This is a genomic window from Lacticaseibacillus sp. 22, assembly GCF_055413445.1.
On sequence record NZ_JBVAYD010000010.1, the window covers coordinates 23,971 to 48,412 of the forward strand.

The 24,442-nt window shown below is 47.8% G+C and carries 23 protein-coding genes; 1 reads left to right on the forward strand and 22 read right to left on the reverse strand.

Annotated elements, in window-relative coordinates:
* Window positions 1-41: 41 nt before the first annotated feature.
* The 5 genes from ACWP87_RS06655 to ACWP87_RS06675 all read right to left on the reverse strand — a co-directional run bounded on the left by ACWP87_RS06655 (window position 42) and on the right by ACWP87_RS06675 (window position 5,893).
* A complete protein-coding gene (locus ACWP87_RS06655; protein ID WP_014569711.1) occupies window positions 42-1,835 on the reverse strand; it encodes an oligopeptide ABC transporter substrate-binding protein in 1,794 nt (597 codons plus the stop codon).
* Between the two features lie 189 nt (window positions 1,836-2,024).
* Window positions 2,025-2,936: an ABC transporter permease gene (locus ACWP87_RS06660; RefSeq protein ID WP_005684355.1), complete on the reverse strand. Its 912-nt coding sequence runs from the start codon at window positions 2,934-2,936 to the stop codon at window positions 2,025-2,027.
* Between the two features lie 16 nt (window positions 2,937-2,952).
* Window positions 2,953-3,915, reverse strand: coding sequence for an oligopeptide ABC transporter permease (opp4B, locus tag ACWP87_RS06665; RefSeq protein WP_005684356.1), 963 nt, complete (start codon window positions 3,913-3,915; stop codon window positions 2,953-2,955).
* Window positions 3,915-4,868, reverse strand: coding sequence for an ABC transporter ATP-binding protein (locus ACWP87_RS06670; RefSeq protein ID WP_005684357.1), 954 nt, complete (start codon window positions 4,866-4,868; stop codon window positions 3,915-3,917). Before ACWP87_RS06670 ends, opp4B begins: the two co-directional genes overlap by 1 nt.
* 2 nt (window positions 4,869-4,870) lie before the next feature.
* Window positions 4,871-5,893, reverse strand: coding sequence for an ABC transporter ATP-binding protein (locus ACWP87_RS06675; RefSeq protein ID WP_005684358.1), 1,023 nt, complete (start codon window positions 5,891-5,893; stop codon window positions 4,871-4,873).
* A gap of 92 nt (window positions 5,894-5,985) precedes the next feature.
* Here ACWP87_RS06675 and ACWP87_RS06680 point away from each other — a divergent pair, with 92 nt between their 5' ends.
* Entirely contained in the window at window positions 5,986-6,150 is a 165-nt protein-coding gene (locus ACWP87_RS06680; RefSeq protein ID WP_005684359.1) for a hypothetical protein, read from the forward strand.
* Window positions 6,151-6,182: 32 nt separating this feature from the next.
* Here the strand turns inward: ACWP87_RS06680 and acpP are convergent, their stop codons facing one another.
* The 17 genes from acpP to gmk form a co-directional block, all read right to left on the reverse strand.
* Window positions 6,183-6,425, reverse strand: coding sequence for an acyl carrier protein (gene acpP / locus ACWP87_RS06685; protein ID WP_005684360.1), 243 nt, complete (start codon window positions 6,423-6,425; stop codon window positions 6,183-6,185).
* Between the two features lie 53 nt (window positions 6,426-6,478).
* Window positions 6,479-7,504 carry a phosphate acyltransferase PlsX gene (gene plsX, locus ACWP87_RS06690; RefSeq protein WP_005684363.1) on the reverse strand — a complete coding sequence of 342 codons (1,026 nt, stop codon included), beginning with the start codon at window positions 7,502-7,504 and terminating at the stop codon, window positions 6,479-6,481.
* Window positions 7,505-7,527: 23 nt separating this feature from the next.
* Window positions 7,528-9,567: an ATP-dependent DNA helicase RecG gene (gene recG, locus ACWP87_RS06695; RefSeq protein ID WP_005684364.1), complete on the reverse strand. Its 2,040-nt coding sequence runs from the start codon at window positions 9,565-9,567 to the stop codon at window positions 7,528-7,530.
* A gap of 112 nt (window positions 9,568-9,679) precedes the next feature.
* A complete protein-coding gene (locus ACWP87_RS06700) occupies window positions 9,680-11,356 on the reverse strand; it encodes a DAK2 domain-containing protein (protein WP_005684365.1) in 1,677 nt (558 codons plus the stop codon).
* 60 nt (window positions 11,357-11,416) lie between these two features.
* A complete protein-coding gene (locus ACWP87_RS06705; RefSeq protein ID WP_005684366.1) occupies window positions 11,417-11,779 on the reverse strand; it encodes an Asp23/Gls24 family envelope stress response protein in 363 nt (120 codons plus the stop codon).
* A gap of 225 nt (window positions 11,780-12,004) precedes the next feature.
* A complete protein-coding gene (gene rpmB / locus ACWP87_RS06710) occupies window positions 12,005-12,190 on the reverse strand; it encodes a 50S ribosomal protein L28 (protein ID WP_005684367.1) in 186 nt (61 codons plus the stop codon).
* Window positions 12,191-12,344: 154 nt separating this feature from the next.
* Complete coding sequence (locus tag ACWP87_RS06715; RefSeq protein WP_005684368.1) at window positions 12,345-13,013, reverse strand: thiamine diphosphokinase; 669 nt, start codon at window positions 13,011-13,013, stop codon at window positions 12,345-12,347.
* A complete protein-coding gene (gene rpe, locus ACWP87_RS06720) occupies window positions 13,010-13,660 on the reverse strand; it encodes a ribulose-phosphate 3-epimerase (protein ID WP_005684370.1) in 651 nt (216 codons plus the stop codon). The genes ACWP87_RS06715 and rpe overlap by 4 nt, the downstream gene beginning before the upstream one ends.
* Before the next feature lie 27 nt (window positions 13,661-13,687).
* Window positions 13,688-14,593 (reverse strand): ribosome small subunit-dependent GTPase A, encoded by a 906-nt coding sequence (gene rsgA / locus ACWP87_RS06725; protein ID WP_005684372.1) that lies wholly within the window; start codon window positions 14,591-14,593, stop codon window positions 13,688-13,690.
* A complete protein-coding gene (pknB, locus tag ACWP87_RS06730; protein WP_005684373.1) occupies window positions 14,590-16,590 on the reverse strand; it encodes a Stk1 family PASTA domain-containing Ser/Thr kinase in 2,001 nt (666 codons plus the stop codon). The genes rsgA and pknB overlap by 4 nt, the downstream gene beginning before the upstream one ends.
* The gene (locus ACWP87_RS06735; RefSeq protein WP_005684374.1) at window positions 16,587-17,330 is read right to left on the reverse strand and encodes a Stp1/IreP family PP2C-type Ser/Thr phosphatase; all 744 of its coding nucleotides are present in this window, start codon (window positions 17,328-17,330) and stop codon (window positions 16,587-16,589) included. Before ACWP87_RS06735 ends, pknB begins: the two co-directional genes overlap by 4 nt.
* 9 nt (window positions 17,331-17,339) lie before the next feature.
* Window positions 17,340-18,680: a 16S rRNA (cytosine(967)-C(5))-methyltransferase RsmB gene (gene rsmB / locus ACWP87_RS06740; protein ID WP_014569712.1), complete on the reverse strand. Its 1,341-nt coding sequence runs from the start codon at window positions 18,678-18,680 to the stop codon at window positions 17,340-17,342.
* Window positions 18,667-19,623, reverse strand: a complete 957-nt coding sequence (fmt, locus tag ACWP87_RS06745; protein ID WP_014569713.1) for a methionyl-tRNA formyltransferase — start codon at window positions 19,621-19,623, stop codon at window positions 18,667-18,669. The genes rsmB and fmt overlap by 14 nt, the downstream gene beginning before the upstream one ends.
* A gap of 58 nt (window positions 19,624-19,681) precedes the next feature.
* Window positions 19,682-22,099, reverse strand: coding sequence for a primosomal protein N' (gene priA, locus ACWP87_RS06750; protein WP_005684377.1), 2,418 nt, complete (start codon window positions 22,097-22,099; stop codon window positions 19,682-19,684).
* A 4-nt stretch (window positions 22,100-22,103) separates the two neighbouring features.
* Window positions 22,104-23,303: a bifunctional phosphopantothenoylcysteine decarboxylase/phosphopantothenate--cysteine ligase CoaBC gene (gene coaBC / locus ACWP87_RS06755; protein ID WP_005684378.1), complete on the reverse strand. Its 1,200-nt coding sequence runs from the start codon at window positions 23,301-23,303 to the stop codon at window positions 22,104-22,106.
* Window positions 23,304-23,492: 189 nt separating this feature from the next.
* Entirely contained in the window at window positions 23,493-23,735 is a 243-nt protein-coding gene (rpoZ, locus tag ACWP87_RS06760) for a DNA-directed RNA polymerase subunit omega (RefSeq protein ID WP_005684379.1), read from the reverse strand.
* Window positions 23,736-23,793: 58 nt separating this feature from the next.
* Window positions 23,794-24,420: a guanylate kinase gene (gene gmk, locus ACWP87_RS06765; RefSeq protein WP_005684381.1), complete on the reverse strand. Its 627-nt coding sequence runs from the start codon at window positions 24,418-24,420 to the stop codon at window positions 23,794-23,796.
* Between the last annotated feature and the right edge of the window lie 22 nt (window positions 24,421-24,442).

The following is a 24,442-nucleotide window of genomic DNA, read 5'->3' on the forward strand; positions in this document are numbered from 1 at the left end:
TGCGATTGCAGATGCCTTAATGGTTTAACTTTTAAACCGAATTACTTTGTTGCACGGCTATTACTTGTAACCGTCATTTTACTCCAGTTCAGGTACTTCGCTGAAGCATAGTCAACACTCGCATTCTTCACACGTTTATTAACAGGGAAGATTTCCTGACGATAAAGCGTAGGGATGACAAATGCTTCATCGTTAGCATATTTCTGCCATGCCTTCAAAGCCTTAGCACGGTAGGCAGGATCCATTGCTTTTTGACTATCAATATCATTCAGCAACTTGGTGTTTTTAGCAGAAACGAACCGAGTGTAGTTAAACGGTGCTTTCTGTGAGAACAAGTCCATTGGTGAAGGATCAGAAGAGAGGCTCCAAGCAGCAGCATAAACATCAATACCCTTGGAATCATTTTGAACCTTGTCATAGAAGGAATTAAACTCGATTGGACGACCGGTTGTCAGCTTGACGCGCAGACCGATCTTCTTCCACTGCTGGATATAATCCTGTGCCAATGGTTGCGCCGTTGAACCGTCAGCCATGGTTGCAAAGTAAATCGTTAACTTCTTGCCTTTAGGATCGGTTCGATAGCCATCTTTGCCCTTCTTATAACCTGCTTTATCCAGCAAGCTATTAGCCTTGTCAATGTTCAAATCATAGCCATCGATATCAGCGTGAACATCTTTACCAAAAACAGGTGGGATCAATGTCGTTGCACGAGACCGCGTACCGTTATAGAACTTGGCCGCGACTTGATCGTTGTTCAACGCATAGCCCATTGCCTGACGAAGACTCTTGTTGGCCATCTTCGAATTTGGATCATAAACGTTTTCGCTCTTCTTATCATCCCATTTACCGAGTTTGAAACCAAGGTAATTATAAGCAAGGCTTTGATGACCCAGATTCGTGTAACCACTAATGTTCTTCCAGTCACTATAACTGTCGGAAGGCATGCCATAAACGATATCATACTTGTGGTTCTTTAAAGCTGAGGTGATTGAAGCAGATGAAACATTTTCAAATGTAATCTTTGAAAGACTCGGCTTGCCCTTCCAATAGTATTGGTTCGGTGTGTATTCAACGCTTTGTCCAGCGACAACTTTACTGATCTTATAAGGACCAAAGAACAATGGTTGTTTACGAACCTTATCACTGGATTCCAGTTTGTCAAACGCAACATCATGTAAGTAATGATATGGCGCAGCACTTTCAAGGAAGTACCCGTTCCCAGAAGTGTTAAATGACGGCTTCATCTGCTTAAAGTGAATCACCATGGTATTACCATTATCACCCTTAGGCATCGTTAAACCAGAAATAGTATCCGCTTTGCCGTCATGATACTCGGTCAACCCCTCAATATTCTGAAGTGATTCGGTGTACCGCTGACTCTTAGTCGCTTTGTTAGCCATGATTTCATAAGCATAAACCAAATCACGGGCAACAACTGGCTGACCATCCGACCATTTAACATTTGGTTTGATAGTCACCGTGATGGTCTTGGCACTGTTGTCCTGTTTGATTGTTGCAGCACCATTATTATTAAATTTAAATGTGCTGTTATACGCAAACAAGCTCTCAGCTGCCGGGCTCATGTAGTCATTATCATACGCATCAGTGTATAGTTCTTCGTTAAAGACCCCCTTAAATGGAGAGTCATTGACGACAGCCACATTGACATTACCGCCTTTGATTGCCTTTGCAGTGTTATTATAAGAAACTGGGAACTTCACACTCTTATTAGCTGTACTTGAGCTGGAGTTCGAGCTCTTATTGCCACAGGCTACCAAGGTGATTGATAAAGCGGTAGCGAGCGTGATCATTCCGAGCACAGAACGCTTTTTCATACTTTTTCCCCCTTCCGCGTCGTCATCGCGATATGTAGCGAAGCAACGCTTCATGTGAGTTAAATGATAGCATAATTAGAACAAAATAACCAATGTTTCGTCATATTTTTTACATTTTTTCTTCAAAAAAAAGAGCCACTCTGATTTCTCTGAGTAGCTCTTCATTATTTTCAGGAAATTGTCAATGTTTCAACCACGCCGTTGCCGCGAATCGGCTGCCCGTCGCATCGCTTGACCGACAAAATTAATTGATAACGACAAAGTTAACAGAACCAATACTGCTGGAAACCAAACCCACCAGCGATTAAAAATCAAATCCGGGTTTGACGCGTATCCAATCAGTGTCCCTAAACTAGGAGTTTCCATGGGCAAACCAAAGCCCAAGAAAGACAACGCCGTTTCGATCCCGATGGAACTGGCAATTGTCAGCGTCAAGTCCGTAATAATCAAAGAACTGATATTTGGCAAGACACCGGTAAACATAATTTTAAGGTTCGATGTCCCTGACGTTTTTGACGCCATAACATATTCACTTCGAGCTTCAGACAACACCAGTGACCGCATTAATCGCGTTGTCGTCATCCAATAAAAGGCCGCCATGATGAGAATAATGGTGATGACGTTGTATTGCGGAATAATAGTAACCAAAACAATGATGACCAATAAAGATGGAATGATCATCATAAAGTCAACAAACCGCATGATGACAGCATCAACCAGGCCGCCAAAGTACCCGGAGATTGTTCCCAGCACAACCCCGACAAACTCAATAATCAAAGCAACCGAAATCCCGATGGTAATCGAGTTACGGGCAGCGAAGAAAAGATACTTGAACATATCGCGTCCGCCTTCATCGGTACCGAGAATATAGCCGCCTGTCCCCGGAGCCATGTACCGATCCAAAATGTTGACCTCAGTAGCGCCACCAACATTAAAGAGCATCGAGCCAATAAACGCAGCAAGTATAATCGTTACAGCGAGAAAAAGCGAAACCACAGCAACTTTATCTTTTCGGAATTCATTCAGAATCACCTTGAAGTTAGAAGGTGATTGTTCAATTTTAGTGGTATCTGTCGCCACCTCATTCGCATTATTTTGCATAAGCTTTCCCCACCTTCTATTCAATCCGAATCCGCGGATCCACGATACTCATGATGATATCAGATAACAAATTACCAAGTAACGTCAAGAATCCGAATAGCAACACTAACGATATAACGACCGGATAGTCACGGCTGGTCATAGATGATACAAAAAGCTGTCCCATTCCCGGATAACTAAAGACCGTTTCCAAAATAACCGACCCGCCAAGTAACATCGTGATTTGGTTACCCATAAACGCCGCAATCGGCAATAAGGAATTACGCAAAATATGTTTATTGAAGATAACGCGGTCTGGAACCCCTTTTGATCTTGCGGTTCGAACAAAATCCTGATGGGTGTTATCGATAACGCCGGTCCGCAGATACTGAATCGTACTCGATGTCGTGATAATCCCAGAAACCAGCGCAGGTAAAATCATATGATATATCCGATCCCAGACATAGCCCAAAGTACCGGGATTATAAGTGGACGACACGCTACCACCGGTCGGGAACCACTGAAGGAAGAACCCGAAGAAAATAAGGCCCAAAAGATAGAAAACAAACGGCGGAACCGCCATCAAGATGAAGGAAGCAATCGAGATAGCAGAGTCGCGTTTGCTTCCTTCATAACGACCTGCAATCACGCCTGCAGGGATTGCAATGACGTATAGAATAACGGTTGATAACAAAGCCAACCAAAACGTGTTCGCCGCACGTTCGCCGATCAAACCAGTCACCGAACGTTTGTAAACAAAACTTTGACCTAAATCACCATGGAACATATTACCGATCCACTTCACGTACTGAATGTACCATGGATCATTTAATCCATACTGTTGCCGTAATGCCGCCATCTGAGCAGCACTTTGTCCTTGCGAAAAATTACCTGCCAATGGATCGCCCGGCATCATTTTGGATAGGACAAAGACTAACACACTCAGTAAAATCAACTGCGGGATCATGATTAAGATCCGGCGTAGAATTGTTTTCCACATTAATCATGCACTCCCTTCATGGTTGAATCTGGCAGCGCAACGTAATGTGTATCGGAAATCTTCTGGAGATCCAAAACGCGGCCTTCTTTGGAATAATATTTAGATTCTTCTTCTTTAAAAATGCGTTCCACTTCCCGGCGATGTTCCTTGTTTTGCGCGCGATCATCAGGATTAACATCCGGAATGGCTGACAAAAGACGCTTGGTATAAATATGTTGCGGGTGCTGATAAATGTCTTCCCGAGTACCGATTTCGACAAAGCGACCACGATGCATAATCGCCATCTTCTTACACATATGCTTAACAACGCCTAAGTCATGGGAAATGAACAAGTAAGAAATATTATATTCTTCCTGAATCCGCTTCATGAAGTTGAGAACTTGAGCTTGAACCGACAAATCTAGCGCTGATACCGGTTCATCGGCAATAATCAGCTTAGGATTCGTTGCCATCGCCCGAGCAACACCGATTCGTTGCCGCTGTCCACCAGAAAACTCATGAGGGTATTTATACAATGCATCGCTTGGCATACCGACAATATCAAGTAGTTCCTGAACCCGATGCCGTTCCTCATCTTTAGTCAGATTCTGAAAATTACGAATCGGTTCGGCGATAATGTCCTCAATTCGTTTGCGCGGATTTAAACTAGACAAGGAGTCCTGAAAAATCATCTGCACGTCTTTATTATATTGCAGTCGTTTTCGCACGCTGCGTTTGGTAATATCTTCACCTTTGTAGATAATCGATCCGGAAGTAACCGGTTCAAGTCCGACAATCGCTTTACCAGTCGTTGACTTACCCGAGCCAGATTCGCCAATTAAGCCATATGTTTCGCCTTGCTCAATATCGAAATTGATACCATCAACGGCTAACACATGATCAGTTACACGATTAAAGAAACCCGAACGGATCGGATAGTGGATTTTTAAATTTTTTACCTCAATCATTGCCATTATTACTCACCTTTTCCAGCCGCTTGTTTGTCATCCGGGAAATAGAAGTCCTTGTAGCAAGTACACTGAACAAAATGATCCGGTGCGACTTCATGCATGGTCGGATGTTCTTCGTGTGCCGATTCCGGAATCCATGGAATTCGTGGAGCAAAGCGGCATCCTTCCATCTGCATATTCTTCAGTGACGGCACCACGCCTTGGATCACGTGCAATTCGTCATCATCAGAATCCGCTTGAGGCATGGAGCGCAAAAGACTGCGCGTATACGGGTGAGTCGGGTGCTTGAAAACATCCATCACCGAGCCGCTTTCGACAATCTGCCCGGCATACATCACGGCAACTCGATCAGCCGTTTCTGCCACCACACCTAAATCATGGGTAATTAAAATAATGCCTGAATGCATTTCCCGCTGAATATCTTCAAGCAGATCAAGAATTTGAGCCTGAATCGTCACGTCCAATGCGGTGGTTGGTTCATCAGCAATGATAATCGGCGGCTTGCAGGCAATCGCAATTGCAATGACAATCCGCTGACGCATCCCGCCGGACAGTTCATGCGGATAGGAGCGTGCTGTCCGCTCCGGATTAGGAATGCCGACTTGACTCAGCAATTCCAAAACCCGTTGTTCGCGTTGTTCCTTGTTCATCTTGGTGTGGTAGACAAGCGTCTCTTCAATCTGCTCGCCAATACGCATCAATGGGTTCAAAGCAGCCAAGGGATCCTGGAAAATCATGCCAATATCTTTACCACGAATTCGATCAAAAAGCGTTTCGTTTAAGCCAACTAGGTTTAGGTTATTGTACAAAATATCACCAGTGACCTTTGTGTTACGTGGATCATGCAGGCCAATGATACTGGTTGCCAAGGTACTCTTACCAGAACCCGATTCACCTACGATCGCCAAAATCTCATCTTTTCGTAACGTGATGCTGACATCATCGACAGCATCGTAAAAAGCATCTCCAAGTCTGAATCCGGTGTGCAAATGTTGCACATCCAATAATAAATCTTCAGGTTTATCCAAGCGAACTCCTCCTTTGCGCCCTAAACGCAAGATTAAAACAAGATGAGATTTTCGAAATAATTGTCTCTAAGTATAAAGAAATTATAGTAGTTATGCAAGCGAAAATTGCGTTCCTGCGCGATTTATCCGTGAATTCTCCCGAAAAGCCCCTTCATGTTTTGCTTACAAGAATATGCTTGCTTGACGAAAAGAAAAAAGGCTTAGAAGTCATTTTAAAGGCTCATTTTGCAGTTTTGGAACGCCTTCAGGCAAAATAAAAAAGCCGCCATGAATGACAGCTCTTTGTACATTATTTTTGATGTGCCTTGATATAATCGACGGCATCTTGAACTGTCTTGATATTTTCTGCATCGTCATCCGGAATTTCTGAACCAAAGGCATCCTCTAGTTCCAAAACGAATTCCACAATGTCAATCGAATCTGCATCAAGATCTTCTTTAAAGTTCAAACTCGGGCTGATCTTATCAGGACTTAGTTGAAAGTGATCCTGAATCAAGCCGGCAATCTTTTGATAAATTTCGTCTTCACTCATACTGCTCCTCCATTCATCTGCCAATTCAGTTTACTTGTTTGCTCAAAGAATGTCTACGCTTTCTCAGTAGTTTTCGCTTCGGCAATTTCCGGGTGGGCATCAAAGTAATCGGCAACTTTAGCAACGGTGCCGTTTTTAACCATCGTTGCTGTTTGCAATAACGTGTAGTAGACGGTGTCGGCATCAGCAGCGCCATGGGCTTTAATTAAGGGTGCTTTGAGCCCCAGCAAAACTGCGCCGCCATATGACGAAATATCAAATGTTTGGGCCATGGATTTCAGATTGTTTTTCAGGAACAAACCGCCTAATTTGCCGGAGACGCCGCCGTCATAAATCGCGCCTTTTAGCATATGCATGACCGTGCGCACGGTACCTTCGATCGCTTTTAAGGTCGCATTCCCAGTAAAGCCATCGGTCACCACCACGTCAGCCGGGCCGTTCAAAATGTTACTAGATTCAACATTCCCGACAAAGTTAATCCCCGGAGCGGCGGCCAAAAGATCATGCGCCTCCTGATGCAACTTATCGCCTTTGTTTGCTTCTGTACCGTTATTAAGCAAGCCAACACGTGGATTAGCCACGCCGCGCACGTCTTTGGCATAGTAGCTACCCATAATGGCATATTGCAATAGATGATACGGACGGTTTTCGGCATTGGCCCCAACATCGAGCATGACAAACCCTTTCCCATCGACTGTCGGCAGCGTTGGTAGCAAGCCCGGACGTTCAATGGCGCGGATTCGACCGATGATAAACAGTCCGGCTGCAAGCAGCGCCCCGGTGGAACCGAGTGAAACCATCGCCGCTGCTTCGCCTTGCTTGACTGCCTGAGCTGCCAGTACCATCGAGGCTTGCTTCTTCCGGCGAATGGCACGTACCGGTTCATCATCACTATTGATTTTTTCGGCAGTGTGAATAATCGTTAGCCGATCTTGATTGTGAATCAGCGGCTTAATCTTAGCTTCATCACCGTAAAGCAGGAATTCTAAATTGGCATCATGGTCGCGGGCTTTTTCAACGCCGGCAATCACAACTTCGGGGGCATGATCGCCGCCCATTGCATCTACTGCAATTTTCATGGAGTTTATCGGTCCTTTCGAGTTTAATCCAAACTGCCTTGCATCAAGCGACTCGCGGCTAAGTATGCCGCTAGCGGTTGATGCTCCGGTGCCAGCAAGTGAGGATCAGTTTTAAAAATTTTAGCAACAATCTGTTGAGCCGCTTCCAGAGTCGGAAAGTCCCCGACCGGATCGGCCACTTTAAATTCCGGCAAACCTGATTGCTTATCACCAAAAATATCACCGGAACCGCGCATTTCCAAGTCTTTTTGAGCTAACAAAAAGCCGTCATTGGTCTTGGTCATGATTTGCATTCGTGCAATTCCTTGTTCATTTTTCGGATCGGCAATCAACAAACATTGGGCAGCCTTACTGCCACGCCCCACTCGACCCCTGAGCTGATGCAGTTGGGATAAGCCAAAACGATCAGCGTCAAAAATCGCCATCACCGTTGCATTCGGCACATCCACGCCCACTTCGACAACGGTTGTGGAAACTAACACTGCAATGTCGCCATGGCTAAAGGCGCGCATAATTTGATCTTTCTCATCCGGCTTCATTTTGCCGTGAAGCAAGGCAACTTGCCCCACATCCCCCACGGCCTTTTGCATATCCGCAAAGAGCTGCTCGGCGTTTTGCAAATCAACTTTTTCAGATTCGGCAATTAGCGGCGTGATGGCAAAAACCTGACTGCCGGCTTGCACCTGACTGCGAATCAGTCGATAAACCTGTCCTACCTGATTCTTACGCAGCCAAGTGGTCGTAATCGGCTTCCGTCCGGCGGGTAGTTCGTCAATCGTTGAAACGTCCATTTCACCATAAGCCGTGATTGCTAACGTTCGCGGAATGGGCGTCGCTGTCATTGACAAGAGATCCGGTTTTTGCCCTTTCTCCTGCAGAATTTTCCGTTGGTTAACCCCAAAACGGTGCTGTTCATCAATGACAACTAAGCCAAGCGCTTTAAAATCAACGCCTTTTTGAATCAAAGCATGCGTGCCAATGATTAAATTCAAGGTGCCATCGCGCAATTCTGCCAACATTTCCCGCCGTTTTTTTGCCGTGGTCGATCCTGTTAGCAATCCCAACTTGACAGGAAAATCAGCAAATAATGCCTCCAGTTTGGCAAAATGCTGTTCTGCAAGCACTTCAGTGGGTACCATCAGCGCTGCTTGATAGCCCGCAGTCACCGCAGCGTATAATACGATAGCGGCAACAATGGTTTTCCCGCTACCGACATCTCCTTGTAATAGGCGATTCATGTGATTGGGTCGGCGCATATCGGCACAGATTTCGTTAACCACACGCTTTTGGGCATTCGTCAGCGAAAATGGCAAGGTTGCAATCAACGCCCGCAACGCATGATTATCATACGGAATTGCCAGGCCGTTATTGGCATTATCGTTCAGCTGTTTCAGCGCCTGAATCTGTAGCTGAAACAGGAAGAACTCCCGGAAAACACCGCTGCGCCGGGCTGCTTTTGCTTCCTGCGGCGTATCCGGAAAATGCATGCCATGGACCAGTTGTTCGTCAGACATCAGACGATAGTGCGCGCGGATACTAGCCGGAATCAAGTCATGGATATTTTGATGATCCCGTGCCCACGCTGCCTTGATTAGCTCCAGCAAGGTCCCCATACGGACATTTTTATTCACCGTATAAATCGCCGCCATTGACGGTTGATTCTGAGACTGGGTTGCCAGAATCTTCATCCCGGTAAGACTGCGCCGCTGAGCATCCCACTTGCCAAAAACCGCAGCTTCATCGCCCATTTGGAACCGATCTTTTAACCATGGCTGATTATAGAAGGTCACCAAAATCACGCTGCGTTCGACTTGCAATTTAACGTTCACCCGGCTGCGATGCGGACCAAAGCGGCTGATAACCGGATCAGCCACCACGACACCTTTAATCGTCAATTTTTCCTGATCAGCTGCCTCAGCAAGATCTTTGACTTTAAGATCGTCGTAGCGAAACGGAAAATAAAAAAGGACGTCGCCCACGGTATGAATACCGAGACTGGCCAATCCTTCTTCTCGTTTTGGCCCTACACCAGGTAAAACCCGAACCGGATCCGTGAGCGCCATCTTCTACCTCCTTTCGCGTTGATGCCTTAACCTCATCACGGCATGGATCTTCTGTCAGTCTCGTAAAAAAGTGCCCCGCATGCGGGACACCTTGGCAAGTGAGGCAAACGCTTTATTCAACCGAAACAAAATAAGGATAAACCGGTTGATCCCCTTGATGAATTTCAAATTCAAGGTCTGGGTGCTGATCGCCCACCGCAGCTGCAATTGCTTTGGCTTCGCTTTGGCTGGCATCTGCCCCAACAATAATGGTGACGATTTCACTGTCAGCGTTAATCATCTTATTCACCATCGCAATCGCCGCAACTTCACGATTCTGATCGGTCACACTGATCGTTCCGTCAATGATACCCATCCAGTCGTGGTTCTTAATAGCAAGTCCATTGATGGTCGTATCCCGAATAGCCTGGGTGATGGAACCACTGACAACATTTGGCAATTGCGCGGTCATTTCACTTTGATTCGTCGCCAAATCGGCATCCGGATTATAGCCAAGCATTGCGGTCATACCTTGGTTAATCGTCTTACTTTTGACAACGGCCACTTCAACATCTGTGGCGGCCTTGGCTGCGGCTTCAGCGGCCATGAAAATATTACCGTTATTCGGTAGTACGATAACATGCTTGGCATGGGCTGACTTGACCGCATCCAAAATATCATTGGTGCTTGGATTCATGGTCTGGCCACCGTTGAGCACATACGTGACGCCTAAACTCTTGAATAGCTCACCAAGCCCCTGTCCGGCTGCAATGGCAACCACGCCCATTTCAGCTAACGGTTGCGTATCGGCCTTAGCATCCAAAGCCCCTTCACGTTCGATGATACTTTCTTGTTGCAAACGCATGTTATCGACTTTGATCTTTAACAGATCGCCAAACTGTTGCCCGTATCGAAAAACCGTTCCTGGATGTTCGGTATGGACATGCACTTTAACGACTTCTTCATCGGCCACGACCAGCGTTGAATCACCCAAAGTATTCAGGTAATTACGGAATGGCTCGTAATCAAAGTGTTTAAACTGATCGCCATGACCTAGCTCGACCATCATTTCGGTACAGTAGCCGTACACGATATCAGCCGGATCAAGTTGAGTCTGAGCGCTTTGATGATGCACGGCGTTGATCATTTCCGTCATTTCTTCATCGGTCACATCATGTACATCTGAACTGATTTCACCGGACAAGCCTTCACGGAAACCTTCATAAATGAAAACCAATCCTTGACCGCCTGAATCAACCACCCCGACTTCTTTTAATACCGCAAGAAGATCGGGAGTTTTGGCTAAAGCACGTTTGGCGCCTTTAACCACCGCGGTCATCACGACTAAAGCATCGTCCGAGCCGTTAGCCGCCTTCAGCCCCGCTTTGGCTGCTTCACGCGCAACCGTCAAGATCGTGCCTTCAACCGGCTTCATGACCGCTTTGTAGGCAGTCTCCACCCCGTGGACAAAAGCATCGGCCAAATCCTGTGCGCTCAGATTCTTCTTACCTTCAACGCTTTTGGCGAATCCTCGGAAAAGCTGCGAACTGATCACGCCCGAATTACCACGAGCACCCATCAGCAAGCCTTTCCCGAGGCGTTTAGCCAGCGCACCGACAGCGTCTTCATTTGACTCCAATACTGCTTTGGCACCGGTCTGAAAAGTCAGATTCATGTTAGTTCCGGTATCACCATCCGGAACCGGAAAAACGTTTAGTGAATTCACAAATTCAGCATTTTTATTAATACGATGTGCGGCTACCCGGATCATGTCCTGGAATTTAGTCGCCGTAATTTCGGTTACTGCCACGAAACATCCTCCTCGAAGAACTTCATTATCTGATCACCGTCGCAAAACGGTGCGTTAACGTCAGTCGCCTAATACCTTGACGCCTTGGACGATGACGGTCACTTCATCGGTTGTGACCCCCAACATCGTTTCGAGGTTGTATTTTACTTTGTCTTGGACATTTCGGCAAACTTCGGATATTTTGGTGCCATAACTGACAATGATATTCACTTCGATTTTCACGCCATTGTCGGTTTGACGTACCACAACACCGCGCGCATAATTCTCGCGCTTCAAAATATCATTGAGATTATCCCGGATCTGGTTACGACTGGCCATCCCGACAATGCCATAGATTGACGTTGCCGCACCGCCAACCACTGTTGCAATGACACTATTGGAAATGTCGATAATCCCATATTTGGTTTTGATCTTGACCGCCATGCTGTATCCTCCTAGCCATTAACGATGCTATTTTCACCGCATACAATTCTAACAGATAGTTTAGCATAGGGAAGAAGTCATTAAAAGCGCGCACGATTCGAAACCACGGTCGACTAAGCTAATCATGCTGCCTGTCATTGCTTCCCTGATGACCTGACACAAAAAGATCCTGACAATGAAGGATGCATCACATTCATTGTCAGGATCTTTTTAATCGTTATGGGATCAAACCCGGGTCACTTTACCTGATTTAAGGGCACGTGCAGAAACCCATACCCGCTTTGGTTTACCATCAACAAGGATCCGAACCTTGTGCAGGTTGGCTTTCCATTGGCGCCGGCTTGAATTCAAAGCGTGAGAACGCTTGTTGCCAAACGTGGTATGACGACCAGTAATAACATCTTTAGCCACAATATGACCTCCTTTTTTTCAAGGTCACCCTCGAATTTTTCACTCAACTAACTTATCATAGGCCCGCGGTGAATGCAAGAAGTTTTGCAAAGTAAAAATACTTGACAGGCTTTAAACAACAGCTCAATCTGCTCTTTTTTCCGACCTTACCGCGTTAATTATCGACTTTTTGTCCGCGGCGATCGCGGCTATAGACAATCGCGACGACACCCTTTGTCCAGCTCACCGTAAATGGTTTAGTCCCGACAAATTCATTGGAAGCCCACGAAAATGGCGAAGCATTGTCCCACGCCTTTAACGGGTACTTGGCGCCAGTAATCGTCAGGTCGGTGATAGGGGTTAAATTGACAACTGCCACATAGCGATAATCTGGCAGCGGTTGAATTTCATGGACACCCGGGGCATAGTAATCGACCCGATTCTGCACATCCAAAAGGTGAATGCGTTCAATCGCGGGTAGGAATCGCGACTGGAGCGGCAAAAACAAATTGGACAAGAAATGATCCAGTCGCCCACCGGTTGCCCCCAGTATGATCACGTTACCAGTCGAAAAACATTGTAAAGCAGCTTTGACGGCAAGCTCTGTATCGGTATCATCTTTTTCTGAAGGGACTTGCCGAATTTTCTTGACGTGTTCACGGACGGCGCGTAACTCGCTCAAGGTTAATGAGTCAAAATCGCCAACTGCCAGATCCGGCTGAATGCCCGCTTCAACAAGATGCAAGGTTCCCCGATCGACGCCAATCCATACCCCCGGCAACTCTTGCCAGTCAGTCGGTAAATCATCATGCGGGCCGCCAGCCATGATATTGATAGTTGTCATTGAACCGCCTCACGTAAAGATGAGATGGCCGCACCGACATCACTGGCACCAAAGACGTATGAACCGGCCACAAAAATATCGGTCCCCGCATCTGCTGCAGCTTTCACGGTTTTGGCATTAATGCCGCCGTCTACTTCAATATCAAAATGCAACCCGCGATCCTGACGTAATTGATGCAATCGGGCAACTTTATCCACCATGGCAGTCAAAAACTTCTGGCCGCCAAATCCCGGATTAACGGTCATGACCAATACCTGATCAACAAGCGGTAAAACTTCTTCCAAACTGCTTAAAGGCGTGCCCGGATTCACCACGACCCCCGCACGCACCCCGGTCGCTGCGATATGCTGAAGAACGCCATATAAGTGATCAGTCGCTTCCTCATGCACCAAAATCGTATCGGCTCCGGCTTCGGCAAAGGCAGGCGCCCACGCTGCTGGATCACTGACCATTAGATGAACCTCTAACGGTAAGTTGGTAACCGGGCGTAATGCCTGCACGACTAATGGACCAAATGTCAGATTAGCGACAAAATGACCGTCCATAACATCAACATGCAGCAAGTCGGCACCTGCCTGCTCCACTTTTTCAACATCACGGGCTAAATGAGCAAAGTCGGCGCTTAGAATCGACGGGGCAATTTTCATGAGAATCCCTCCATTTTAAAAGATGAACTACTTTTTCTTATACACTGGGCGCTTGCCACTTAATTCTTCTCGAAACTGTAAATAATTTTCATAGCGACTGGCCATGATCTTTCCGGCATCCAATGCGGCTTTGACGGCACATTGCGGCTCGCTGACATGCTGACAGCCCCGGAATTTACAGCGCGGGGCCAAGGCAACAAATTCAGGAAAACGATCCCGCAAGTCATCAAGCGTCACATCCAACAAACCGAGTGAAGAAAATCCCGGCGTATCAGCAACTAGCCCGCCATGAATCGGATATAGATCGGTTGTGCGCGTGGTATGCTTACCGCGATTTAACGCCCGACTAATGGTTCCGGTAGCCAAATCCAACCCCGGTACCAAATGATTAATCAAGGTCGACTTCCCGGCACCGGTTTGACCCGTAAAAATAGTCAGCTTGTCAGCAAAACTAGCCTGAACTTGATTTAACGTGGCAGGATCAAAGGCTGCTTCGGGCATGAAAACCGCATACCCGATGGCCTGATAACCGGCTAAAGCTTCTTCAATTTGCTTCAACAGCCGTCCAGGCGCCAAGTCGGTTTTGGTGAGGTAAATTTCGGCATGAATCGCATGCCCTTCAAGATAAACCAAAAACCGATCGAGCAGATTCAACGAAAAATCCGGTTCAACGGCTGAGACAATCAACAAAGCCTGATCCACATTGGCTACTGGTGGGCGCACCAACGCATTGTGCCGTGGCAGTATCCGCAACAAATAGCCTTCATCATCACCTTGACCCGGCTGAAATACGGCAAAATCGCCAACTAGTGGCGTGATCTTGTCATTCCGCAGGCTTCCGCGACCACGAGTGCGATAAATCGCACCATCAACTGCAAGATCATAATACCCGCTGATTTGTTTGATAATTCTTCCGGTTAATTCTTCACTCATTGTGTAATATTGTACTCCTGTGCGACAACGGTGCCATCTCGTACCACCCGATAACTACCCGGATACGTCTTGTTGACTTGCAAGGTAATGGTGACCTGATTATCCGCGGTAATATTAAACGTCTTGTTAACCGAATTAATGTTATGTGTCTTATCGCCGATGAACACCTGAACCCCGTTTGGCGTCGGTCCACTGCTGCTAGCACTGCCACTACTGCTTCCGCTGTCGCTGGATGTGCTTGAAGATGCCGGCGCCTGATAAGGGATTGAAATGGTTTTGGTAACGGTTTTGAGTTCATCGGGATCCGGACCTTGAGAAATCGTCACATTGACCGTATCGCCTGCGTGAACCTGCGTGCCAGCAGCCGGATTCTGGCTAATTACCATACCGGTATCAACGGTGTCGGAATGACTCTGAGCAATCACAATCTTAAGTCCGACCTCATTTGCGTAGTCACGCAGACTCTTTTCCGTATAACCGGTAAGATCCCGCAGTGCAAAGGCCGTATTGACTTTCTTAATCGGCTCTGCAACATCAAACGTAATCGTGGTTTTACTTGCAATGACTTTTTTGCCGGGTTTAATGCTTTGTGCCGTGATTTTTCCGGCTGCGACCGAATTTGTTCGGACCACTTTTTCCTTGACGGTAACACCGCGTTTTTGCAAATCGGATTTTGCATCCGTATAATCCTGACCGACATAATTATCCAAGGTAATGCGCGGCTGTCCGCGACTCAGTATCAGATCAACCGCCGAGCCTTCTTTGACACTGACCTGCCGCTTAGGACTAGAGTCTATAACCAGATCCCTATCGACTTTGGTTGAGTAAGTATAGCGATACTTTCCGACCTTCAATCGCGAACTGGTTAGTGCCGTTTTAGCTTGCGTCTTGGTCATCCCGCGCAAATCAGGGACCGTCACATCGGCTTTTTGATTGGCCGTCACCAATCCAATTCCTACCAGTATTAACATCACGATCAAGGCGCTCAGGCCGATCATCAACCATCGCCGTCGTTTCTTCTTAGCCTGGCCATCTGGTGAATGGTGTTCAGCAGGTTGGTCTGCGTGATCGTCATCATCATGCGGTGGCTTGGGGCCGTTGGGAATGACCGGTACAATGCGCGTCTCATCCAAATCATCTTTTGGAATCACATACTTGGCTTCGTGAGCCCGGGCAGGACTGAGCGCCGTGCTGAGATCGCTTGCCATGGCGTCGGCACTTGTATACCGATTAGCCGGATTCTTCGCCGTGGCTTTAAAAACAACATTCTCTAGTGCCTGAGGAATATGGGGATCAAAGGCGCGCACGGATGGAATTTCTTCTTGAAAATGTTTCAACGCAATCGAAACCGCCGAGTCGCCTTCAAACGGCACCGAACCGGTTAACATTTCAAATAAAATAATACCAAGTGCATAAATATCGCTTTGCCGTGTGGGCATACTGCCGCGTGCCTGCTCCGGTGATAAGTAATGGACAGAGCCTAACAGAGAGTTGGTCATCGTCATTGAATTTTCCGATAACGCTACCGCAATGCCAAAATCGGTAATCTTGGCGTTGCCATCCGGATCAATCAAAATATTTTGCGGTTTTAAATCACGATGGATAATATTGTGGTCATGCGCGGTCTGAACGGCTGACAAGATCTGTTCCATCATATCGACAACGCGTTGATAAGGAATCGGGAAGTGTTCAACGATATAGTGTTTCAAATCAGAGCCTTTGACATACTCCATCACCAAAAACTGTTGGCCGTGACTTTCACCCACATCATAAATCGACACAATATTGGGATGGACCAATTCACTTGTCGCCATGGCTTCACGCTGAAATCGGCGCACCGTATCCGGGTCATTTTGAAGATCGAGCCGTAAAACTTTGACCGCAACATCACGGTCAAGGATCAGATCGCGTGCCAAATAAACGTTGGCCATACCGCCTTCGCCTAACGTTTTGATGAGCTTATAGCGTTCATTTAAAATCGTCCCCGGCTCGATCATGACGGTTCCCTCCGATCCTGATGAATGATCAAAGCAGTGATATTGTCCGGACCCCCGGCAGCATTAGCCCGTAGAATTAGCTCCTGGGCCTTGCTGCCAATTGGCATATCCTGACGTAAAACAGCCGCAATGGCTTCATTATCGATCATATTCGTTAACCCATCCGAGCACAGCAGCAAATAATCATCAAATTCCATATCATAAATTGTCACATCTGCGTCAACATCGCTGCTAACTCCCAGCGAACGGGTGATCACGTTGCGTTGGGGAAAACGTTTGGCTTCTTCAGGGGTTAATTCACCATGTTTGACCAATTCGTTAACCAAACTATGATCCTCGGTAATCTGAACCAGATGCCCGTTGCGATATAAATACCCGCGCGAATCCCCGATATTGGCAACGACAAAACGGGTACCGCTGATGATCACTGCTACAACCGTTGTACCCATACCAGATAAGTCAGTATATTGTTTAGCCTTTTGCAGAATCATGTCATTTTCCTGCTGCAACTCAAAAATAAGCCAGCGGACGATGGACTCAATCTCGGCAGTGTCGGTTTTCTCAAAAGCATAGCCGAGATGGGAAACGGCCATTTCACTCGCCACGTCCCCGCCGCGATGGCCTCCCATTCCATCAGCCACTAAAGCAAGGGTGGCCTCAGACTGATTCTTAAAGATGCCAACATAATCCTGGTTATTTGGCCGGCGCCGACCAATATCGGTGCGATAAGCAAACTCCATACATACCCCTCATTTACGGCGAATCAGACTGGCGATGAAAAAGCCATCGGTATCATAATCGTCGGGAAATAATTGCAAAGCTGGTGCGCCATGCGTTTTGGCAAGTGGTTTTAGCGTCAAAACAGGTACCTGTTCGAACTCGGGATGCGTTGCTAAGAAGTGGGCCACCACATCCTGGTTTTCCTCTTTTACCATTGTACATGTACTATACGTCAAGCGGCCACCGATTTTTAAAGTAGGTGCGACACTATCGAGAATCGCCAACTGAATTTTTTGCAGGTGTTGCAAGTCTTCAGGCTGTTTTGTGTACTTGATCTCGGGTTTACGCCGAATGAGCCCTAACCCGGAACAAGGTGCATCTACTAAGATTTTATCGAAAGACTCAGCAGCAAAGTTAGCCGCAACCTGACGCGCATCCATCACCTGTGCCGCCACGCGATCATCAAGGTCTAACCGCTTAGCATTTTGTTGAATCAAGCGGACTTTATTGGCGTGCAGATCCAAGGCAGTGACCCGCCCGCCTTGGTCAGGATCCAGATACTGGGCAATGTGCGTGGTTTTGCCGCCAGGAGCCGCACACGCATCAAGAACCTGATCGCCCGGTTGTACATCCAGACTCGGTGCAACAAGCATCGAGCTTTCATCCTGCATGGTATACAGACCGTCAGCAAATTCCCGGGTGCCGGCTAAATGCCCCCCTGGCGCAACTAGTCCAACTGGCGTGAGCGGACTTTCTTTTAACGCTGGAAATTGCGGCTGCAACGCCTTCAATAAAGCTGCCGCCGTTGTTTTCGTTGTGTTGACGCGAATCGAAGCATGGGCCGGCTGGTTAATGGCTGCTAGAATCTTGGCGGTCTTTGTCTCGCCTAGCTGTGCTTGCAGCTTTTTTACCAGCCAAACCGGCGTACTGCTGGTAATCGCCAAACGTTGAATCGGATCAGCAATTGTCATCGGATCAGGGTACCCACTGCGCTGTGCCTGCCTTAAAACACCGGTCACAAATTTAGCCACCCCTTGATGGCCTAATTTTTTAGCGATTTCCGTACTGTCAAAGAAAACCGCTCGTGCCGGCACTTTATCTAAATACTGCAGCTGATACACCGCCGTCTGCAACAGACAACGCACCCAAGTATCCAATTGTCGGTTTTTAACAAACGGCGCCAAAAGATAATCTAGCGTTAATTGGTGCTGAATCACGCCATAGACAACGTTTGTCAGTAAACCGGCGTCACGCGAATCCAGCTGATATTTGGTGATCACGTGATCGAGCGTCAGGTTGGAATAGCCGCCTTTACCCATGACGCGGGTTAAGGTTTGAACGGCTAACAGTCGCGGATTATTCGGGGTCATCGGTGATCACCTGCTGTCCCACGGTTAAATCGCGGCCAGGGCCGTTTAAATAGTCGGCAATATGCTGTTTGCTTTTCCCGGCTGGCTGGAGCTCATCAATTTGAAAGGTGCTCTGTTCGCCCGCCGCGATGACGAGTTGATGCTTGCTGCGTGCGACCACGCTGCCAGCAGGCAAGTTTGTAGTCGCGGTTAATGGTGTGATGGCCCAAAGCTTGGTTCGTTGGCCGTTCATATAAACATACCCGCCGACTTCTGGCCGCAAGCCGCGGACCCATTGATCCAATGCTTGCGCCGACAAGTGAATATCAAGGTGCTCCTGCTCTTTGGTGATGGTCGGGGCAAACGTGACTTTCTCGGGATCCTGTGGCGTACGGGTGGCGGTTTGGTCAATAATCTTCGGCAAGGTTGCCAATAACAAATCACGACCCAATAAAGATAATTTCGCAAACACAGTGCCAGTATCGTCTTGGCGGGTTAACGGCAACTTCGCCTGCGCAAACATATCGCCAGCATCCATCTTCTTAACCATTTCGATAATGGTGACGCCGGTTTCAGCATCCCCGTTGATAATGCTGTACTGAATCGGTGCGCCACCGCGATACTTCGGTAGCAACGAACCATGGACATTCACAGCAGCAATTTTGGCTGCTTGTAAAAATTTGGTCGGCAAAAATTGCCCGTACGCTGCTGTCACAATAAGATCCGGCGCTAAGGCAATCGCCTGCGCCAGCTCAGGACTGCCGCTAAGCTTTTCTGGCTGTAAAACCGGAATGTTATGAGCGACGGCTGCTTGCTTGACCGGGCTTGCGGCCAGTTTCTGCTTACGGCCGACTTTACGATCCGGCTGCGTCATCACTGCCACCACGTCATAATGCTGGGCAATGAGTCCTTCAAGGATCGGGACGGCAAAATCAGGTGTTCCTAGAAAAATTACTGAAGTCATGTTTTCCTCCAAACGATCGATTCGATATGATGCGTGATACCCTTCGTTGACAACAACTTCAAACAAATGATAGCGGTTCGGGATCAATGGTTACCTGAAATCCTTGCCGGCTGCTTTGTTGCGTCTCTTCAAGAATATGTTGCAAGGTTTTGGCTAAGGCCGGTTCATGTTTATATTTTAAAACGATCTGATAAATATAGCGATTCTTCAAGCGTGCAATCGGTCCGGGCGTTGGTCCAAGCATGATTACCTGATCTGACAGCTGTGCGCGCAATTCCTTAGCCAAGGAAAAAATTGCCTTCGCTGCCTGCGTCTCATCAGGATGACTAACCCCAATCTTAGTTGAAAAGAAATATGGTGGGTAGTTGCCTTGGTGGCGCACTGCCATCTCCTGGCGAAAGAAGCCTTCGTAATCCTGACGTTTGGCATACTGAATGGCGTAATGATCCGGATTAAACGTCTGCACAAACACTTCGCCGGGTTTATCGGCCCGCCCTGCTCGGCCACTTACCTGAGTTAGCAATTGGAACGTCTTTTCACTGGCTCGAAAGTCCGGTAATCCCAGCGATGTATCAGCATTAATGACGCCAACCAAGGTGACATCAGGAAAGTCCAACCCTTTAGCAATCATCTGGGTGCCGAGTAAAATATCGGCTTGATGAGCGCCAAATGCATTCAAAATCCGGGCATGTCCCCCTTTTCGCCGCGTGGTATCAACGTCCATACGTAAAATGCGCGCGTTTGGGAGTAACGTCTGCAATTGAGCTTCAACTTTTTGAGTGCCGGTGCCATAATAGCGAATCTTGTCCGATCCACACTGCGGGCAGCGGCGCGGAATTGCTTCTTCATGACCGCAATAGTGACATTTTAGCGTGTGCGTATCCATGTGCAACGTTAGACTGATGTCACAGTTAGGACACTTTGCAACGTAACCGCAATCGCGACACATCACAAAACTGGAGTATCCGCGCCGATTTAACAGCAAGACGCTTTGTTCATGCCGCTCCAGACGCACCTTCAACGCATCTAACAACGGCGCCGAAAAGTCTTCCTGAGCCCCCTGCGCAAACGCTTCACGCATATCGACAATGTGCACCGGTGGCAATGGCTGATCGTTAATCCGCTGCGGCAAACGTAAAAGCGTGTATACGCCTTTTTCCGCCCGCGCACGGGATTCCAACGATGGCGTGGCCGATCCTAATACAACCGGTGCATGATGAATCTGTGCCCGCTTGAGTAAGACGTCGCGAGCATGGTAACGCGGTACCGAATCCTGCTTATAGCTGGTTTCGTGTTCCTCGTCCATGATGAACACCCCAATATGCCTGAGCGGTGCAAACGCGGCTGAACGCGCACCGACGACGACTTGTGCCTCGCCACGGGCAATGCGCCGCCATTCATCATATTTTTCCCCATCAGACAGGCCGGAATGCATGACGGCAACATGCATCCCGAAGCGTCCCTTAACCCGATCAACCATCTGGGGCGTCAAAGCAATTTCGGGCACCAGCATGAGCGCGGTTTGCCCCGCCGCCAGCACCTGCGCAATCACCTGTAGATAGACTTCGGTTTTACCCGATCCCGTCACCCCTTCAAGTAAGAAAGTTTTCGGCTCTTTTGCTTTCACGGCTTGATTGATCGTGTCCACAATCTTTTTTTGATCGACCGTTAATGGTAGGGGTTGCGTTAACGGTTGATGCCGAAGTTGCGGATAAGGATCGCGGTACGTTTCATGGGCTTCTAATTTTAACCAGCCTTTCGCCGCGGCCTGATTAATCGTTGCTTTCGTTAACTTAGTGCGATGTTCCACATCCGTCAGCAATGGTCGTTCATGTTTGGCCGCCCAGGTTCCGATCAGGTCAAGCAATTGCAATTGTTTCACGGCATTTTTGCGTGTTTGTTGTTTTTCTGCGGCAACTTGCTCAGCTGACAACTGAGGAATGAGGTAGAAAACCTGTTTAACTCGGGCGCGATCTTTCTTAACGTAAGAAATGGCCACTTTTTCAGCCTGTGCCAGTTTCATCAAAGCAACCTGATCCTCATCAGAAAGCGTGTTGAAGGCGACGCTATCCGCCTGACCAAAATAGCGGGCTTGCTCCTCAGCAGACAATGCAATCGGTTCGGCAATCTTAACCGCATCGATTTTTAGCATGGTTGGTAACATGGTTTGCATGCAGGCAATCCAAAAAGAATAAGTGGTTTCTGCCAGCCATTTCGATAGCGCCAGCATTTCCTGATTCAAGACCGGCGCGGGATCCAAAACATCCAGCAGCGGCTTGAGTTCACCGGCATACTCACTTTGATCGGAAAGAGCGACAACCATCCCGCTGACTTTCCGCGCTCCTTTTCCAAACTGAACCCAAACACGCATCCCGGGTTGAAGCGCGCCATCGAGTCTTGGTGGCACAAGATAATCAAATGGCCGGTCTGTTTGCATGGTCGGAACATCCACAATCACTTTGGCAATGGTTGCCAAGCGCTCACCCCTTTTGTTTCGGTAACATCGTTGTTAATTGCTCAATTAAAGCCATGGCGACTTTTTGCTTCGTCATTTCCGGCAGCGTCACCGGTGGCTGATCAGGCCGCAAAAAGGTGACCGTATCCGTATCGGCATTAAACCCATGGGTCGCATCGACTGGATTGGCAACGATCATGTCGGCCTTTTTTTTCGTCAGTTTGGTTTGGGCATTGGCTAACAAATCATTGGTTTCTGCGGCAAAACCGATGACTACCTGATGGGTTTTCTTTTGCCCCAATGTCGCCAGAATATCCGGATTCTGGACCAAGGTCAACGTCAAGCCGCTGTTAGCATCGACTTTTTTTATTTTGTGGTCGCTAATCGTCGGCGCGCGATAATCTGCAACCGCCGCCGCCATAATAACTGCATCGGCATCCGGAAAATCCGCCAATATTGCATCAGCCATCGACTGGGCGCTGGTCACCGGCTTCACGGTCACCCCAGGGACAACAGGCAGCTCCCTAGTGGTCACTAAAGTCACCGCTGCACCAGCACCAGCCGCGGCGTTGGCAATGGCGGTGCCCATTTTACCTGATGAGTCATTCGTTAAATAGCGCACCGGATCTAGTCGTTCTTTTGTCCCACCGGCCGAGACAATGATACGCCGGCCTTTTAACCGCGGTTCCGCAAGATTTTCAAGAAACAGCGCGATCTGATCCGGTTCAGGCATCCGTCCGACTCCGGTATAACCTTCAGCCAATTGTCCGGTAGCAGGTGGCAGCAGACGATAGCCTTGTCTGCTAATCAGCCGCGCAATATTACGCTGCGTTTGTGGATTTTGCCACATTTGATCGTTCATAGCCGGGACCATTAATTTAGGAGCAGTCATTGCTAGCAGCGTCGTGGTGACAACGTTGTCAGCTAAACCAGCTGCCAGCTTTGCCAAGGTATTGGCGGTTGCCGGCACAACGACCCCCAAATCCGCCCAGTGTGCTAAAGCAACATGCGCCACGTGTTCCGGATGGTCAAACTCATGTCCGTCCGTCAACACAGCATGTTTACTAACAATGGCCAACGTTTCAGGGGTCACGAACTTCTGCGCACTGGCCGTCATCGCAACTCGGACGTCATGCCCGGCTTTGACTAACGCGCGCACCAACAGTGGTATTTTATATGCCGCAATCCCGCCAGTAACAAACAAGGCAATATGTTGCTTTTTCATGAGGCACCCCTTTTACATTTCGTAGTAGCTTTATTATAGCAAACGTGAGCCAAGTTTCCGGTCATGGCGATTAAACCAACCCGGCAAACGCATATCCATTAATGTTTCCAAAAATATTGCCATAAAAAAAGAGCAACCGGTTGTTCTGCTTACCGTTGCCCCTTACTTCAATGGTTTGTCTTTTAATCCTTAATCTTTGTGATCGAGTTTTTCGGCATCCCGTTCAAGCATCTTTGATTTTGGATCAATAATCACGTCGCCAGCAGCAATTTCTTCAAGCGCTTTGCCGACACTCTTATCTGATTTATAGTCGGACAACATTTTCAAATCGCCCGCTTCAAGTTCGTGTGCACGCTTGGCTGCTAAAACAGCAAGTGAATAACGTGAGGGCACCTTTTCCAATAACTTGTCAATTGAAGGATAAATAATCATGTGATGAGACTCCTTTTTTCATAATCGCCAATTTGCCAAGTCGCAAATTGGCGCTCCATTATCTAGCTAAATCGGCACTCGCCAACATACCTTTGTAGCGGTCGATGACACGCGGAACACGTAAATGTTCACTTTCAATGATGCGCTCAATCCGCTTGACGGCCAAATCCACTTTGTCGTTAACCACGGCATAATCATAATTTTCCATCATGGTAATTTCGGAAGCCGCCTTGCGAATGCGCTTATCGATGGTCTCGTCGTCATCCGTACCGCGACCTTTCAATCGATGACGTAATTCACTTAAATCTGGTGGGGTCAGGAAGATGAACACCCCATTGGGACACTTCTTGCGCACCTGCATTGCACCATTGACTTCGATCTCAAGTAACACATCACGCCCGGACTCAAGCGTTTCATTAACGTATTTCAGTGGCGTACCGTAGTAGTTGTCGACATACTTCGCATACTCAAGCATACCACCTGTCGCGATTTCGTGCTCAAACTGTGCTTTGGTTCTGAAGTAATAATCAACGCCATCAACCTCGCCAGGACGCATTTGGCGCGTCGTCATTGAAATAGAATATTGAAAATCCCGGTAGTTGCCTTCAAGCATGGCTTGTCGGACCGTTCCTTTGCCTACGCCGCTGGGACCAGACAAAACAATCAGCATTCCCCGTTCGTGCATGTGTGAACCTCTTTCGTTAAGT